The sequence below is a fragment of the Cellulomonas sp. genome (assembly GCF_017744555.1).
In the GTDB taxonomy this organism is placed as follows: Bacteria; Actinomycetota; Actinomycetes; order Actinomycetales; family Cellulomonadaceae; genus Cellulomonas.
In genome coordinates, this window is sequence record NZ_JAGIBD010000012.1 from 44,972 (window position 1) to 59,450 (window position 14,479).

Annotated in this window: 16 protein-coding genes and 3 tRNA genes; 11 read left to right on the forward strand and 8 right to left on the reverse strand. The window is 73.3% G+C overall.

Going from position 1 to position 14,479, the window contains the following annotated elements:
- Positions 1–40: 40 nt before the first annotated feature.
- On the reverse strand, positions 41–655 hold the full coding sequence (locus J7523_RS09815) for a phosphatidic acid phosphatase (RefSeq protein WP_291885585.1): 615 nt from the start codon (positions 653–655) through the stop codon (positions 41–43).
- A 161-nt stretch (positions 656–816) separates the two neighbouring features.
- On the opposite strand from J7523_RS09815, the gene J7523_RS09820 reads away from it, so the two are divergent.
- The 8 genes from J7523_RS09820 to purM all read left to right on the forward strand — a co-directional run bounded on the left by J7523_RS09820 (position 817) and on the right by purM (position 9,897).
- A complete protein-coding gene (locus tag J7523_RS09820) occupies positions 817–2,391 on the forward strand; it encodes a trypsin-like peptidase domain-containing protein (RefSeq protein ID WP_291885588.1) in 1,575 nt (524 codons plus the stop codon).
- Positions 2,392–2,398: 7 nt separating this feature from the next.
- Positions 2,399–3,367, forward strand: a complete 969-nt coding sequence (locus J7523_RS09825; RefSeq protein WP_291885591.1) for an MvdC/MvdD family ATP grasp protein — start codon at positions 2,399–2,401, stop codon at positions 3,365–3,367.
- A gap of 31 nt (positions 3,368–3,398) precedes the next feature.
- Positions 3,399–4,466 carry a ribosome small subunit-dependent GTPase A gene (rsgA, locus tag J7523_RS09830; protein ID WP_291885593.1) on the forward strand — a complete coding sequence of 356 codons (1,068 nt, stop codon included), beginning with the start codon at positions 3,399–3,401 and terminating at the stop codon, positions 4,464–4,466.
- A gap of 273 nt (positions 4,467–4,739) precedes the next feature.
- The gene (locus J7523_RS09835; protein WP_291885594.1) at positions 4,740–6,101 is read left to right on the forward strand and encodes a glycoside hydrolase family 6 protein; all 1,362 of its coding nucleotides are present in this window, start codon (positions 4,740–4,742) and stop codon (positions 6,099–6,101) included.
- A 201-nt stretch (positions 6,102–6,302) separates the two neighbouring features.
- Complete coding sequence (locus J7523_RS09840) at positions 6,303–6,683, forward strand: sterol carrier family protein (protein ID WP_291885597.1); 381 nt, start codon at positions 6,303–6,305, stop codon at positions 6,681–6,683.
- A gap of 47 nt (positions 6,684–6,730) precedes the next feature.
- Positions 6,731–7,123, forward strand: a complete 393-nt coding sequence (locus J7523_RS09845) for a histidine kinase (protein ID WP_291885600.1) — start codon at positions 6,731–6,733, stop codon at positions 7,121–7,123.
- A gap of 108 nt (positions 7,124–7,231) precedes the next feature.
- Positions 7,232–8,779: an amidophosphoribosyltransferase gene (gene purF / locus J7523_RS09850; RefSeq protein ID WP_291885603.1), complete on the forward strand. Its 1,548-nt coding sequence runs from the start codon at positions 7,232–7,234 to the stop codon at positions 8,777–8,779.
- Entirely contained in the window at positions 8,776–9,897 is a 1,122-nt protein-coding gene (gene purM, locus J7523_RS09855) for a phosphoribosylformylglycinamidine cyclo-ligase (protein WP_291885607.1), read from the forward strand. Before purF ends, purM begins: the two co-directional genes overlap by 4 nt.
- A 228-nt stretch (positions 9,898–10,125) precedes the next feature.
- Here the strand turns inward: purM and J7523_RS09860 are convergent, their stop codons facing one another.
- Positions 10,126–10,332, reverse strand: a complete 207-nt coding sequence (locus J7523_RS09860) for a DUF3073 domain-containing protein (RefSeq protein WP_203753762.1) — start codon at positions 10,330–10,332, stop codon at positions 10,126–10,128.
- Between the two features lie 455 nt (positions 10,333–10,787).
- Here J7523_RS09860 and J7523_RS09865 point away from each other — a divergent pair, with 455 nt between their 5' ends.
- Positions 10,788–11,000 (forward strand): BldC family transcriptional regulator, encoded by a 213-nt coding sequence (locus J7523_RS09865; protein ID WP_203753764.1) that lies wholly within the window; start codon positions 10,788–10,790, stop codon positions 10,998–11,000.
- Positions 11,001–11,160: 160 nt separating this feature from the next.
- On the opposite strand, the gene J7523_RS09870 is transcribed toward J7523_RS09865, so the two are convergent.
- The 6 genes from J7523_RS09870 to J7523_RS09895 all read right to left on the reverse strand — a co-directional run bounded on the left by J7523_RS09870 (position 11,161) and on the right by J7523_RS09895 (position 12,949).
- Complete coding sequence (locus J7523_RS09870) at positions 11,161–11,490, reverse strand: DUF3618 domain-containing protein (RefSeq protein ID WP_291885617.1); 330 nt, start codon at positions 11,488–11,490, stop codon at positions 11,161–11,163.
- Positions 11,487–11,897 carry a phage holin family protein gene (locus J7523_RS09875; protein WP_291885620.1) on the reverse strand — a complete coding sequence of 137 codons (411 nt, stop codon included), beginning with the start codon at positions 11,895–11,897 and terminating at the stop codon, positions 11,487–11,489. Before J7523_RS09875 ends, J7523_RS09870 begins: the two co-directional genes overlap by 4 nt.
- A 153-nt stretch (positions 11,898–12,050) precedes the next feature.
- Positions 12,051–12,494, reverse strand: a complete 444-nt coding sequence (locus tag J7523_RS09880) for a phage holin family protein (RefSeq protein WP_291885623.1) — start codon at positions 12,492–12,494, stop codon at positions 12,051–12,053.
- Positions 12,495–12,615: 121 nt separating this feature from the next.
- Positions 12,616–12,688, reverse strand: a tRNA-Phe gene (locus tag J7523_RS09885).
- Positions 12,689–12,727: 39 nt separating this feature from the next.
- Positions 12,728–12,801, reverse strand: a tRNA-Asp gene (locus J7523_RS09890).
- A gap of 75 nt (positions 12,802–12,876) precedes the next feature.
- Positions 12,877–12,949 (reverse strand) — tRNA-Glu (locus tag J7523_RS09895).
- 145 nt (positions 12,950–13,094) lie between these two features.
- Here J7523_RS09895 and J7523_RS09900 point away from each other — a divergent pair.
- Positions 13,095–13,439 carry a metallopeptidase family protein gene (locus tag J7523_RS09900; protein ID WP_291885824.1) on the forward strand — a complete coding sequence of 115 codons (345 nt, stop codon included), beginning with the start codon at positions 13,095–13,097 and terminating at the stop codon, positions 13,437–13,439.
- 48 nt (positions 13,440–13,487) lie between these two features.
- Positions 13,488–14,408 (forward strand): LLM class flavin-dependent oxidoreductase, encoded by a 921-nt coding sequence (locus tag J7523_RS09905; RefSeq protein WP_291885626.1) that lies wholly within the window; start codon positions 13,488–13,490, stop codon positions 14,406–14,408.
- Positions 14,409–14,479 lie beyond the last annotated feature (71 nt).

Genomic DNA, 14,479 nt, shown 5'->3' on the forward strand with positions numbered 1-14,479 from the left:
ACTCCTGCCCGGCGCGTCCGTCTGTCCGGCCGCGCCCGCGTCAGAGGCTGACGAGGGCGACCTGGTACAGGCCGGCCAGCGCGAGCCCGCCCAGCGGGGCGCCGACCGCGACCTGCGCGACCGTGTGCTCCCGCAGCTCGACGCGCGCCCAGCAGATCAGCACGACCAGCGGCGCGAGGACCAGCGCGAGCCACGGGCCGAGCTCGGCGGCGAGGATCAGCGCGATCCCGGCGGACACCCCCGCGTGGAAGCTGATCTTCCAGCCGAGGTTGACGACGAACAGCAGCGCCTGGGTGCCGATCGCGGCGACGACGAACGCGGCGATCTCGTCCGGCGCACCGGTCGCGCGTGCGACGGCGAGGCCGACCAGCGCACACACGATGTTCGACAGGATCGGCACGATCCGCTGGCGGCGGGTCGTCAGCATCCGGTCGTTCCACCGCCCGGCGAGGACGCCCGCGATCACGACGGCGTACGGGATGCCCGTTACGAACAGTGCGGCGACCGCGCCGTCGACCAGGCCGGCGGACCCGGTGGCGTTCCAGCCCAGCAGCAGCAGGGTCGCGGCCCCGAGGCACGGCGGTGCGAGGACCTCGGTCACGGCACGCGCGAGGCGGTGCTGCGCGGTAGCCGGCGGGTCGAGCGTGTCGGTCACAGGGTGCTTCCCGGGTCGCGGACGTCGCGATCTCTCGCGCGGCGCGATGGTAGCGGGAGCGGCGCGAGCGGCGCCGGAGGCTGGCGTATCTGGACAAATCGCACCAGGCTCCTCCCTGGTGGCGCGGCAGGGGGACTGTCGTCGACCGTCAGGGAGCAGCGATGCCATCGACGAAGAAGCCGGCGAACGCCGGTCTCGACAACGGTCTGTACCCGCCCCGGCTCGACAAGCTGGTCCTCCCCGAGGACCGGATGGCGGGTGCAGGCCCCGACTACGGCGCGATCCTCGAGACCATCTGCGGGGCGACCGACGACTCGCAGCCCGTCGAGCAGTACGACGGCACCCTCGGCGTGACGGTCGCGTTCGTGAACGCCCACGAGCGCCCGGCCGTGCAGGTGCAGTGGAACAGCAACCTCGCCGCGGTGTTCACCAACCCGGGCGACGTCTCGGGCGTGCGGTGGGGCAGCGGCACGATGATCGGCCCCGACCTGTTCCTCACGTGCGGCCACCTGTTCGACCAGGACCCCAACGGCTGGACGATCCCGCGGCAGAACGGCACGTCGAACGCGATCACCCCGCAGCAGGCCGCGCTGCAGATGCACCTCAACTTCAACTACCAGGTGGACGCGGGCGGCGTGCTGCAGACCGAGGTGAGCTACCCGATCACGCAGCTGCTCGAGTACCGGCTCGGCGGTCTCGACATGGCGCTGTGCCGGATCGGCGGCAGCCCGGGCAACACCTACGGCTGGACCGAGTTCGCGACCAGCAACGCGGCCGTGGGGGACATGCTCGCGATCATCGGGCACCCCGCGGGCCAGCCGAAGCGCATCGAGGCGGGCCCGGCCACGAGCATCGTCGGCTCGACGATCGGCTACAACGACATCGACACCCTGGGCGGCAACTCGGGCTCCGGCATCCTGCAGGCGTCGACCGGCCGGGTCGTGGGAGTGCACACCAACGGCGGCTGCAACCCCCAGGGCACGGGCCAGAACACGGGCACGGCGATCGCGGCGATCTACGCGGCGTCCCCGACGCTGCAGGCGACGACGCCGAGCTCGAGCACGGGTCTGGGCCTCGACTTCACGGGCACCCCGCTGGCGGTCGACATCGGCGGCACGCTCCTCGGCCAGGACACCGCGAACGCGACGGACACCGGCGTCCAGGACGTCGCGACGCCGCTCGCGCAGGACATCCACGCGACGATCACGGCCGCGGACGTCGGCGGCACGCTCAAGGCCGCCGACTCGCACACGCTGCAGGACGTCACGTTCACGCCGCTGGCCCAGGACCTGCACGGCACCCCGCTCGCCCTGGACACGGGGTTCGCGGCCGACATCGGCACGATCAAGGCCGTCGACAGCCAGACCGCCGCGGACGTCGGGACGCCCGTCGCGCTCGACACCCCGCTGTCGGTCGACACGGTCGGCACGGTCGTCGAGCAGGACCAGGGGCCGGGCGGCACACCGATCACCGCGGACGACCCGTTCACCGGCCTCCCGGGCGGGATCGACCCGCGCGTGCTCGCGGGGCTGGGCGGCGGGTTCGCGGGGCTCTCGGGTGCGCTCGCCGGCGGTCAGCGCCCGTTCGTCCAGGCCGGTCCGTTCATCCCCGTCGACGAGGTCCAGGCCCAGGTCAGCCCGGTCCTGGCCGAGCTGCAGGCGCTCATCGCGACGCAGACGCAGGTGCTCGCGTCGCTGCAGGCGCTGTACGCGCTGCTGTCCGCCGACGGGCAGTGAGCCGGCGATGATCGGCATCGTGTCGCACGACGCCGACCTGCACACGCAGGAGGTGACCCGGCACCTGGACCGCCTCGGCGCCGGGCACCTGCTGCTGGACACGTCGCACGTGCCGACCCGGACCACGCTGACGACCCGCCAGCACCCGGACGCCACGTGGGAGGCCCGCTGGGGCGAACGGGACCTGTCCGACGTGCACGCCGTGTGGTGGCGCCGCCCGCAGCCGTTCGTGCTGCACGACGCGGTGACCCGCCCGCAGGACCGCGGGTTCGCGCTCGGCGAGTGCGCGGCGATGGTCGCGGGCATCTGGGCGTGCCTCGACGCGGAGTGGGTCAACGAGCCGGACCGCGACGAGGCCGCGTCACGCAAGATGTGGCAGCTCCAGGTCGCGTCCCGCGCGGGCCTGCGGGTGCCGCGCACGCTCATGACGCACGACCCGGCGGCCGCCCGCGACTTCCTCGCCGCCGAGCCGGGCGGCGCGATCTACAAGTCGTTCTCCGCGACTCCCGCGACGTGGCGCGAGACCCGTCCGGTCCGCGACGTCGAGGTGGGGATGCTCGACCAGGTCCGGTACGCGCCGGTCATCTTCCAGGAGCTCGTGCCGGGCGGCCGGGACGTGCGCGCCACGGTGGTCGGCGACCGGGTGTTCGCGGCCGAGATCCGGGCGGACCGGTCGGCGTACGAGTTCGACTTCCGCATCGACTCGGCGCACGCGCCCATCACCGAGCACCGGCTGCCGGACGACGTCGAACGCCGGCTGCTGGACGTCATGGCCCGCCTCGGCCTGCGGTACGGCGCCGCCGACTTCCGGGTGGCCCCCGACGGCGCGCACGTGTTCCTCGAGGTCAACCCGGCGGGGCAGTGGCTGTTCGTCGAGTACGCCACCGGCCAGCCGATCGCGGCGGCGCTCGCGGAGCTGCTCGTCCGGCTCGACCGCGAGAGGGCCGGGGCGCGGGCGGACGCGTTATTCGCGTGAGGCGCCGGGGACGTCGGCCTACCGTCGGGGCGTGCTCGACGATCCCGGCGTCCCCGACGCCGTCCGTGTGGTCCGCGCCGACAAGGGTGCGGTCCTCGTGCTGCCCGCGCACAGGCTTGCGCCGCACGACGAGACCGCGGACGCCGCCGACGAGCCCCCGCGCCGCGTCCCGCTCGACCGCGACGGCCTGGTCCCTGTGCCCGACGGCGAGCGCACGGCTCCCACGGTCGGCGACTGGCTGCTGGTCGACGAGACCCCGGACGGCCCCCGGGTCCGCTCGCTCGTCCCACGTCGCACGGCCCTGGTCCGCGACACGGCCGGGAAGACGTCGCTGACCCAGGCGCTCGCCGCGAACGTCGACGTCGTGCTCGTCGTCGAGCACCTCGACCCCGACCCGGACCTGGGCCGCGTGGAGCGGCTCCTGACGCTCGCGTGGCGGTCCGGCGCGCGGCCCGTCGTGGTGCTCACCAAGGCGGATCTCGTGCCCGATCCCGACGGCATGACGTCCGAGGTGGCCGACGTGGCGCTCGCGGTCGACGTGCACACGGTCGCGGTCCCCACCGGCACGGGGCTCGACGGCGTGCGCGCGCTGCTCGCGCCGGGCGTGACGCTCGTCGTGGTGGGCCCGTCGGGAGCGGGGAAGTCGACGCTGGTCAACGCGCTCGCGGGCCGCGAGGTCATGCAGACGGGCGACCGGCGGGCCGACGGGCGCGGGCGGCACACGACCACGCACCGCGAGCTCGTGCCGCTGGCCGGGGGAGCGGTGCTCATCGACACCCCGGGCATCCGTGGGGTCGGTCTGGTGGCGGACGCCGACGCGCTCGACACGACGTTCGCGGACGTCGCGGAGCTCGCGGCGCGGTGCCGGTTCGGCGACTGCCGGCACGCGGGCGAGCCGGGGTGCGCCGTGCAGGAGGCGCTCGACGCCGGCGAGCTGGCACCGCGTCGGCTCGACTCGTGGCGGCGGCTCGAGCGCGAGGCGGCGTACCAGGCGCGACGGGCCGACGTCCGGCTGGCGGCGCTCGAGCGGGACCGCTGGAAGCGGATCACCAAGGACATGCACCGGGGCCTGCGCGGTCCGGGGCAGACGCGGCCCTGAGCCCGTCGGCGCCGCCGACGACCGTCGCGGAAGCGCATCGACGACCACAGTCGGGCAGCAAATCGTTTAGGTAGCCCCGAACTCCTCGCCTTCCCCACCGCCTGTCGGGTTTCCTCGTCGGGTCCGGGTCGCGCCTGCGGCTTCCCGACGTCCCCGCCGGTCACGGACGACCCTGCGGGTGCGACGGCCCCGGACGCCGTCCTGAGCACACCCGGCACCGACCGACCCGGCGTCGCGCCCCCGGCGCCGCGCCGACCACCGAGGAGAGCCCTCATGTCCACCCGTAGAACCGTCGCCGCGCTGATCTCGGCCGCCGCCGTCGCCGTGGCCGGCCTCACCGCCGCCGCCGGCGCCGCGCAGGCCGCCCCCGGCTGCAAGATCGACTACTCGATCACCAACCAGTGGAGCCCCGGCTTCGGCGCCAACGTGAACATCACCAACCTGGGCGACCCCATCTCGTCGTGGAAGGTCGAGTGGACGTTCGGCGCCGGCCAGACGGTCACGCAGCTCTGGAACGGCTCCGTGACGTCGAGCGGCTCGAAGGTGACCGTGACCAACGCGTCGTGGAACGGGTCGCTCGGCAAGAACGCGTCCACCAGCTTCGGGTTCAACGGCACCTGGAGCGGGTCCAACCCGGTCCCGACGTCGTTCAGCCTCAACGGCACCACCTGCACCGGCGTGGTCACCACGCCGACCAGCACGCCGACGCCCACCCAGACCCCCACGCCGACGGTGACCCCGACCGTGACCCCCACGCCCACACCGACGCCGACCCCTACCCCGACGCCGACCACCGCGTCGAGCTTCTACGTCGACACCAAGACCCAGGCGTACGCGGCCTGGCAGTCCGCGACCGGCACCAACAAGGACCTGCTCGCGAAGATCGCGCTCAACCCGGCGTCGTACTGGGTCGGCAACTGGGCGGACGCGAGCCACGCGCAGCAGGAGGTCGCCGACTACACGAGCCGCGCGCAGGCCGCCGGCAAGACGGGCATCATCACCGTCTACGCCATCCCGGGCCGTGACTGCGGCTCGTACTCCGGCGGTGGCGTCTCCACGAGCGAGTACGCGCAGTGGATCGACACCATCGCGCGCGGCATCAAGGGCAACCCGTACGTCATCCTCGAGCCCGACGCCCTCGCCCAGCTCGGCGACTGCAGCGGTCAGGGCGACCGGGTCGGCTTCCTGCAGTACGCCGCGAAGTCGCTGACGCTCGCGGGCGGCCGCGTGTTCATCGACGCGGGCCACTCGTCGTGGCTCTCGGTCGACACTGCCGTCAACCGGCTCAACCAGGTCGGCTTCCAGTACGCCGTGGGCTTCGCGCTCAACACGTCGAACTACCAGACGACCGAGGCCAGCAAGTCCTACGGCCAGCAGATCAGCCAGCGGCTCGGCGGCAAGAAGTTCGTCATCGACACGTCGCGCAACGGCAACGGCTCGAACGGCGAGTGGTGCAACCCGCGGGGTCGCGCGCTCGGTGAGCGGTCCACGGTCGTGAACGACGGCTCCGGCCTCGAGGCCCTCCTGTGGGTCAAGCTGCCCGGCGAGTCGGACGGCACCTGCAATGGCGGCCCGGCCGCCGGCCAGTGGTACAACGACATCGCCCTGGAGCTCGCGCGCAACGCGAAGTGGTGACACCACCCCTCTAGGGCCCCGACTGCCGCGGGCCCGCGGACGAGCCACGACGCCGTCCGCGGGCCTGCGGTCTCCATGTCCGCCGACCTGTCCGACCACCCGCTCCGAACCACCGCGTCCGGAGCACCCGGTCTGACGGCTGCACGCACGACCAGCCCCGTGCGTGCCGGTGACGGGTGGACGCGCCGACACAATGGGGGCATGCCCCCACGTCGTCGCACCGAGCCGTCCGACGGGCGCGCCGCGCTGAGCACCTGGCGCGCCGCGCCCGACGACGTCCCCGTCCCCGCTCGTCGCACGGCCGTCCGCTTCACGCTCGAGGAGCTCGCCGAGGTCGCCCCCGGCAACGCGGTCGAGGTCCGGGTCCCGCCCGACGGTGCCGTCCAGGCCGTCGAGGGCCCTCGTCACACCCGCGGCACCCCGCCCAACGTCGTCGAGACCGACCCGCAGACGTGGCTCCTGCTCGCGACCGGCGGCCTGACGTGGGACGACGCGGTGGCCGCCGGCCGGGTCCGCGCCTCAGGGGAGCGCGCCGACCTGCGCCACTGGCTGCCCCTGCAGGCCGCCAGGCCGCGCCCCTGACGCCCCGCCCGGCGAGGGCGTCGCGGCGGCTGACCTAGGATCACGGGGTGTCGTCGACCGAGCCCACCACGCCCGCCCAGCCGGACGAGCCCCCCGCGCCGGCCGACACCCCCGTGCCGGCCGACACCCCCGTGCCGTCGGAGTCGGAGCTCATCCGAGAGGCGCGGCCGGCCACGGTCCGGCACGCCCCGAAGTTCGGCGCCTTCATCACGGCGGGCGCGATCGTCGGCATCGTCGTCGCGCTCGTCCTGACGCAGGCGATCCAGCCGGACGTGCCGCGCGTCGCCGACGGGTCGGGCTTCCTGCCGTTCCTCGACGGCGAGAACGCCGTCCGCACGGTCATGGCGGTCACGGGCGCGGTGCTCGGCGGCTTCGTGGGCGGGCTCCTGGCCGTCGTCGCGGACCGTCGCAGCGTGCGCCGTGCCCGTCGCGCGGGCTGACCGCCCGCCCGCCGGCCGACCGCCGGGTTCGTCCCGCTGCGCGCGGGGCGGTGTCCGGACCTCGGGCCGCCCACGGGTGGCACCCGGGCCGTGTGCGACCATAGGCACGTGGCACCCCGCGCAGACGGACGTCTGAACCACGATCTCCTTCCGAACGAAAAGGGCCCCCAGGACGCCTGTGGCGTCTTCGGTGTGTGGGCTCCCGGCGAGGAAGTCGCCAAGCTCGCGTACTTCGGCCTCTACGCCCTGCAGCACCGCGGGCAGGAGTCGGCGGGTATCGCGACGTCCAACGGCCAGCAGCTCCTGGTCTACAAGGACATGGGCCTCGTGTCGCAGGTCTTCGACGAGACCGCGCTCAACGCCCTGCAGGGCCACATCGCCATCGGCCACGCCCGCTACTCGACCACCGGCGGGTCCACCTGGGAGAACGCGCAGCCGACGCTCGGCCCCACGGCCGCCGGCACCGTCGCGCTCGGCCACAACGGCAACCTCACCAACACGGCCGAGCTCGTCGACCTCGTCGCCGAGCGGTACGGCAGCCAGCGTCGCGGCGAGCTCGCGCGCGGCAACACCACGGACACCGCGCTCGTCACCGCGCTGCTCGCGGGCGACCCCGACCACACGCTCGAGGCCACGGCGCTCGAGGTCCTGCCGCGCCTGCGCGGCGCGTTCAGCCTCGTCTTCATGGACGAGACCACCCTGTACGCCGCCCGCGACCCGCAGGGTGTGCGGCCGCTGGTCCTCGGCCGGCTCGAGCGCGGCTGGGTCGTGGCGAGCGAGACGCCCGCGCTCGACATCGTCGGTGCGTCGTTCGTCCGCGAGATCGAGCCGGGCGAGTTCATCGCGATCGACGCCGACGGCCTGCGGTCCACGCGGTTCGCCGAGGTCGACCGCGCCGGGTGCATCTTCGAGTACGTCTACCTGGCCCGCCCGGACACCACGATCGCCGGTCGCTCGGTGCACGCCGCGCGCGTCGCGATGGGCCGCCGGCTGGCGATCGAGCACCCGGTCGAGGCCGACCTCGTCATCCCCGTGCCGGAGTCGGGCACGCCCGCGGCCGTCGGGTACGCCGCGGAGTCCGGCATCCCGTTCGGCCAGGGCCTGACCAAGAACGCGTACGTCGGCCGCACGTTCATCCAGCCGTCGCAGACGCTGCGCCAGCTCGGCATCCGGCTCAAGCTCAACCCCCTGCGCGAGGTCATCCGCGGCCAGCGGCTCGTGGTCGTCGACGACTCGATCGTCCGCGGCAACACGCAGCGCGCGCTCATCCGGATGCTGCGCGAGGCGGGCGCCGCCGAGGTGCACGTGCGGATCAGCTCGCCGCCCGTGAAGTGGCCCTGCTTCTACGGCATCGACTTCGCCTCGCGCGCCGAGCTCATCGCGAACGGGCTGTCGGCGGACGAGATCGCCGCGTCGCTCGGCGCCGACTCGCTGGGCTACATCTCGGAGGAGGGCCTCATCGAGGCCACCGAGCAGCCCGCGTCCCAGCTGTGCACGGCGTGCTTCTCCGGCCGCTACCCCATCGAGCTGCCGCCCGCCGACCGGCTCGGCAAGCACCTCCTCGAGCAGAACGAGCTGCCGCTCGGCGCGCCCGAGGACGGCCTCCTGACCATCGCCTCGACCCCCGGCGGCGCGACCGCCCTGGAGCACCCGTGACCGACGCGCAGATCACGTACGCCACCGCGGGCGTCGACACCGAGGCGGGCGACAAGGCCGTCGAGCTCATGAAGGACGCGGTACGTGCGACGCACGGGCCGCAGGTGCTCGGCGGGGTCGGCGGGTTCGCCGGCCTGTACGACGCGACCGAGCTGACCCGCTTCCGCCGCCCGCTGCTCGCGACGTCGACCGACGGCGTCGGCACCAAGGTCGCCATCGCGCAGGCCCTCGACATCCACCGCACCATCGGGTTCGACCTGGTGGGCATGGTCGTCGACGACATCGTCGTGGTCGGCGCCCGCCCGCTGTTCATGACCGACTACATCGCGTGCGGCCGGGTGGTGCCCGAGCGGATCGCGGACGTCGTGCGCGGCATCGCCGCGGCCTGCTCGGTCGCCGGCACGGCGCTCGTCGGCGGCGAGACCGCCGAGCACCCCGGCCTGCTCGGGCCCGACGAGTACGACGTGGCCGGTGCCGCGACGGGCGTCGTCGAGGCCGACGAGCTGCTGGGGCCGGACCGCGTCCGCGCCGGCGACGTGCTCGTGGCGCTCGGGTCGAGCGGCCTGCACTCGAACGGCTACTCGCTCGTGCGTGCCGTCGTCCGGTCGGCGGGCTGGGGCCTCGACCGGCACGTCGACGAGCTCGGCCGCACCCTTGGCGAGGAGCTCCTGGAGCCGACCCGCGTGTATGCGAGCGACGTCCTCGCCCTCGTCGAGCGCGCCGGTGTCGACCGCATCCACGCGTTCAGCCACGTGACCGGCGGGGGCCTTGCGTCGAACGTCGCGCGTGTGCTGCCCACCGGACTCGTCGCCGACGTCGACCGCGGCGGGTGGCAGCTGCCGCCCGTGTTCTCGCTCGTCCAGGGCCTCGGTCAGGTGCCGTGGAACGACCTCGAGGGCACGCTCAACCTCGGCGTGGGCATGGTCGCGATCGTCGCCGCCGACGCCGTCGACGGGGTCCTCGCGCACGCCGCCGAGCTCGGGCTGCCCGCCTGGGTGCTCGGCCAGGTCCGGGACAGCGACCCGACGACCGATGTGGTCGGTGCACCGGGGTTCGTCGCCGGGACCAAGGGCGTCCACGGGGGAGCGGTGCAGCTCACCGGCACGTACCGCGTCTGACCGGCGTCACCGGGGCACCCGACGCGCGCGTCATCGAGGTCGCCGGCGCCGGGCGCGTCCGACCGGGGACGACATCGACGCCCGTCGCCCGCCTGAGCGGCGGCGGCGGGCGTCGGTCGGTGCACGAGCGGCTCAGCGCAGACGAACGGCGATGAGATGCCCGGGCCGACGGTCCGGACCGTGGCCGGCCGGTCCGCGCAGCGGAACGGTCAGCGCGCGACGGACGGGTCAGTCGTCGTCGGACCAGCGACGGTAGTCGTCGTCCTCGTCGTCGGTGTCCACCGCAGCGCCTCCACGGCGGCTGTCGGTACCGAGGTCGTTGTGGCCATGCGACCCGAGCTCCTGCTCCAGGGCTCGGTAGTTGGTCTCCGGGCTGAAGTACTTCAGCTCCCGGGCCACCTTCGTCTGCTTAGCCTTCTGACGGCCGCGCCCCATGGCATCGACCCCCTCTTACGTGGATGCGGGGCGGCTCCGTGCTGACACGTGCGGCCCCGGGGTGCTGAATCGTCTCTTCGCGGTGCAACGGTACATGGTCCTCCGGCATTCCGACCACTTGCGCCTCCGCGACTCTCGTCACGGTCCGACCTCACCGAGATCGTGTCGCGGGGGGCGACCAGAACCATTTGTCGGGTTTAGGCTGACAGTGCGGTCAGGGACTCGCGGCAGACATGGGCCCGGTGGACGTCATGTGAAGGTTCACTCGGGACGTCGTGTCCTGGAATGCGGCTTCTGTTCCGTTCGTTCATGCTAGGTGCCTGACACAGGAGTAGACGGCACGACGTCCTCAGCATCACCCGCTCGACCCAGGTTCCACCCGCTCCAGTCGTGGTCGGAGCGTCCCGACAGAAGCTCGGGCTCTCTCGGCCGCACGCTCGCCAGGAGGCAAGCTGATGACTACGCATCCCGCAGAGTCCGAGACCCTGCTCACGCCGTCCGAGGTCGCGACGCTCTTCCGCGTCGACCCCAAGACCGTCACCCGTTGGGCGAAGGCCGGCAAGCTGTCGTCGATCAGGACGCTCGGAGGGCATCGCCGCTACCGCGAGTCCGAGGTGCGGGATCTGCTGAACGGCGTCCCGCAGCCGCAGCGTCCCGCGGACGACTGACCTTCACCTTCTCGCGGTTCCCTGGCCGCGTGCAGAACGCCGGTGCCCGCCACCGGCGTTCTTGCGTGCCTGCGCAAGGACGCGCCGGCACGCGGCCCCCGCGACGCTGCCGGGGCCGGTGAGCCGCCGACGGCGGTGAGGCCTGCGCGGGGCTCGGGGGTCAGTCGCGCGACCGGAGCCGGGCGGCCACGAGCACGGCGACGACGGCGACGGCGGCACCGAGGACCATGCGCGCGCGCGTCCGCGCCTTCGGGTCGGCGTCGGAGCTCACGGCGTCCTTGAAGAGCTGCTTGCCGCTGTCGACCGCCCTTGAGGCCTGCACGCGTGGGTCGAGCGCGTCCGTGAGCTCGTCCACCGTCGCTGCGAGCCGTGCCCGGGTCGCGGCCACCTCCGCCTCGATCTCGAGGATCCGCGGGGTGGTGAACGGGGGCGGCGACGGCTTCTCGTCCGCGGCCTTGCCCTGGGTGTCCTGCGGCTTGTCGGCGCTCATGACGTGATCCCTGCCTTCACGGCGTCGATGTCCTGCTGCACGTTCTCGATCGCGCGCGCCGGCTTGGGCGGCGACCCCTTCTTCAGCCGGTTCACGCCGACCAGTGCGAGCACCACGACGACGAGCAGCAGCACGCCCGTGACGACCAGCGCGGCGAGCCACGGCGCCCACACGGTGCACAGCGCGAGGATGGCGGTGGCGATGACGGCGGCGAGCAGGTAGAGCGACAGGAGGCCTGCCGCGCCGAGCAGCCCGGCGCCGAGACCCAGCTGCTGCGCCCGTCCGGTGATCTCCTCCTTGGCCAGGTCGATCTCGGCGCGCACGAGTCGTGAGGTCAGCTCACTGACCTCGCTCACCAGCTCGCCTACTGACCTGCCGCCGCCGGGTGGCGTGGACTGCGTCGACATCGTCACGACCCCTTCGCTCGTCGCTCGGACTCTCAGTCTGCTGGTGGGGTGGGGCGGACGCGATCCGAGTGCGGGTGAGTGTGCCGCGCGGACGACGGCCCGCGCCGCGTCCGGCGGCAGGCTGCGCGGCGTGTCACCGGTACCGGGCGGGCGTCAGTCGGCCCAGGGGTGGACCTGCTCGCCGGCGGGGTGGACGGGCTCACGCGCACGGACGACGGACATCGGCGTCGGCTCGGGCAGGTGGTTGCGGCCCCAGGCGGCCAGCCCGCCGGCGACGAGGATGAGCGCGGCGCCCACGAGGAGGGCCGAGAGCCACGGCTCCAGGACGTGCGACAGGCCGAGCACGGCGGCCGTGGTGAACAGCCCGAGACCGAAGACGGTGAGCAGCAGCGCGGCCGCGAACGCGATCGCGGACGGGCGGATCTCGACGGCGCGCCTGCGGACGCTCGCCCCCACCGCGTCGATCTCCGCCTGGACGGCTTCGCGGACCCGGTCCTCGGCGTTCTCGATCTTCTCGCGCGCGAGCTCGGCGATCGGCTCGGTGAAGCGGTCGAAGAAGCGGTGGCGCGGGCGATCGGGCCCGGACGAGCTGCTCACGGGAGGTCCTCCGTCGGCTGGCGACAAGTGCGGTGCGACCAGCCTAGGCGTCCTGGTGGGGGCTCCGTGGCCCCTCCGGAAACGGAAAGAACCCCCGGTCTCCCGGGGGTTCTTCCTGCGGTGGCTCCGACCGGTGTCGATCCGGTGACCTCACGATTTTCAGTCGTGCGCTCTACCAACTGAGCTACAGAGCCTTGGAACGAGAACGCCGGTCCGAAGACCGGCGCTTCGAGCGACCCCGACGGGACTTGAACCCGCGACCTCCGCCGTGACAGGGCGGCGCGCTAACCAACTGCGCTACGGGGCCTCGTGTACTGCTGCACTGCGAGACCGTGGTGCTGAACTGCTGCCTTGCTCGTCCTTCTTACTGCTGAACTGCTCGTACCCCCAACGGGATTCGAACCCGTGCTACCGCCGTGAAAGGGCGGGGTCCTAGGCCGCTAGACGATGGGGGCGAGTCCCGCCCCTGACGTCGAGGCGCCGGATGACCGGTGACGAGCATACGGGGTGACGGGCCCGATCTCCAAAGTGAGGGTCTGTGGGCCGGCGCACACCGATGAAACCTGGGCCGTGAGCAGGCAGGATGGTCGCGTGGTCGACATGACGAGGGCCGAGTTCGAGGACGCGGTGCGCGACGCGCTCGACGAGATCCCGGCCGAGCTCGCCGCGATGATGGACAACGTCGTGGTGCTGGTCGAGGACGAGGTCCCGCCGGGCGAGGAGGAGCTCCTCGGGCTGTACGAGGGGACGCCGCTCACGGAGCGGGGGGAGTTCTGGGCGGCCGGGTCGCTGCCCGACCGCATCACGATCTTCCGCAAGCCGACGCTCGCGATCTGCGACGACCGGGACGACGTCGTCGAGGAGGTCGCGGTCACCGTGGTGCACGAGATCGCGCACCACTTCGGCATCGACGACGCCCGCCTGCACGAGCTCGGCTGGGGCTGAGCGGCCGGTCGCGCGAGAGCGTCGGAGGGGCGCGTTAGGGTCGGCCGCATGGTTGCCGTCGGCGTCGTGCTGCTGCCCGAGGATCGCTGGTCGCAGGCGCGTGCGCGCTGGCAGCAGGTCGAGGAGTGGGGGTTCGACCACGCCTGGACCTACGACCACCTCGCGTGGCGGACGCTCGCGGACGGGCCGTGGTTCGCGACCGTCCCGCTGCTCGCCGCGGCGGCGGCTGTGACCGAGCGGATCGGGCTCGGCACGTTCGTGGCGTCGCCCAACTTCCGGCACCCGGTGCCGTTCGCCAAGGACGTCATGGGTCTCGACGACGTGAGCGAGGGGCGGTTCCTGCTGGGCATCGGCGCAGGCGGAGAGGGGTTCGACGCGTCCGTGACCGGTCCGGCCCCGACGCGCGGCGAGCGGACGCGGCGGTTCGAGGAGTTCGTGCAGCTGCTGGACGAGCTGCTCACCCAGTCAGCCACGACGCGGCGTGGCGAGTTCTACACGGCCGACGACGCGCGGATGATCCCCGGCACGGTCGCCCGTCCCCGGCCGCCGTTCCTCGTCGCCGCGGCCGGTCCGCGCACCATGCGCCTGGCGGCCCGGCTCGGGCAGGGGTGGGTCACCTACGGGCCCAGCTACGCGACCGAGGACGTCCCGGCCGACCCGACGGTCGCCCAGGAGCAGTGGTGGACGGGGCTGGCCGAGGAGTCCGAGCGGATGGACGCGGCCGAGGCGGCTGCCGGGCGGACCGAGCCGCTGCGCCGCGTCCTCAGCCTCGACGGCGCACCGATCTTCTCGCTGGCGTCGCTCGACCTCGCGGTGGAGGGGGTCGAGCGTGCGGCGGCGCTCGGGTTCACCGACGTCGTGGTCCACTGGCCTCGCCCGGACGGGATCTACGCCGGGCGGGAGTCCGTGCTCGAGGCGTTCGCCGGACGGCTCGCGGAGCTTCAGGCGCTGCCGGTCGCCACGCGCTGAGACCGGCTCGGCGGGCGCCCCGTCTCCTGGCACCGTCGACGAGGCGCGCACAGGTCAGGCCGCGCCCGTGG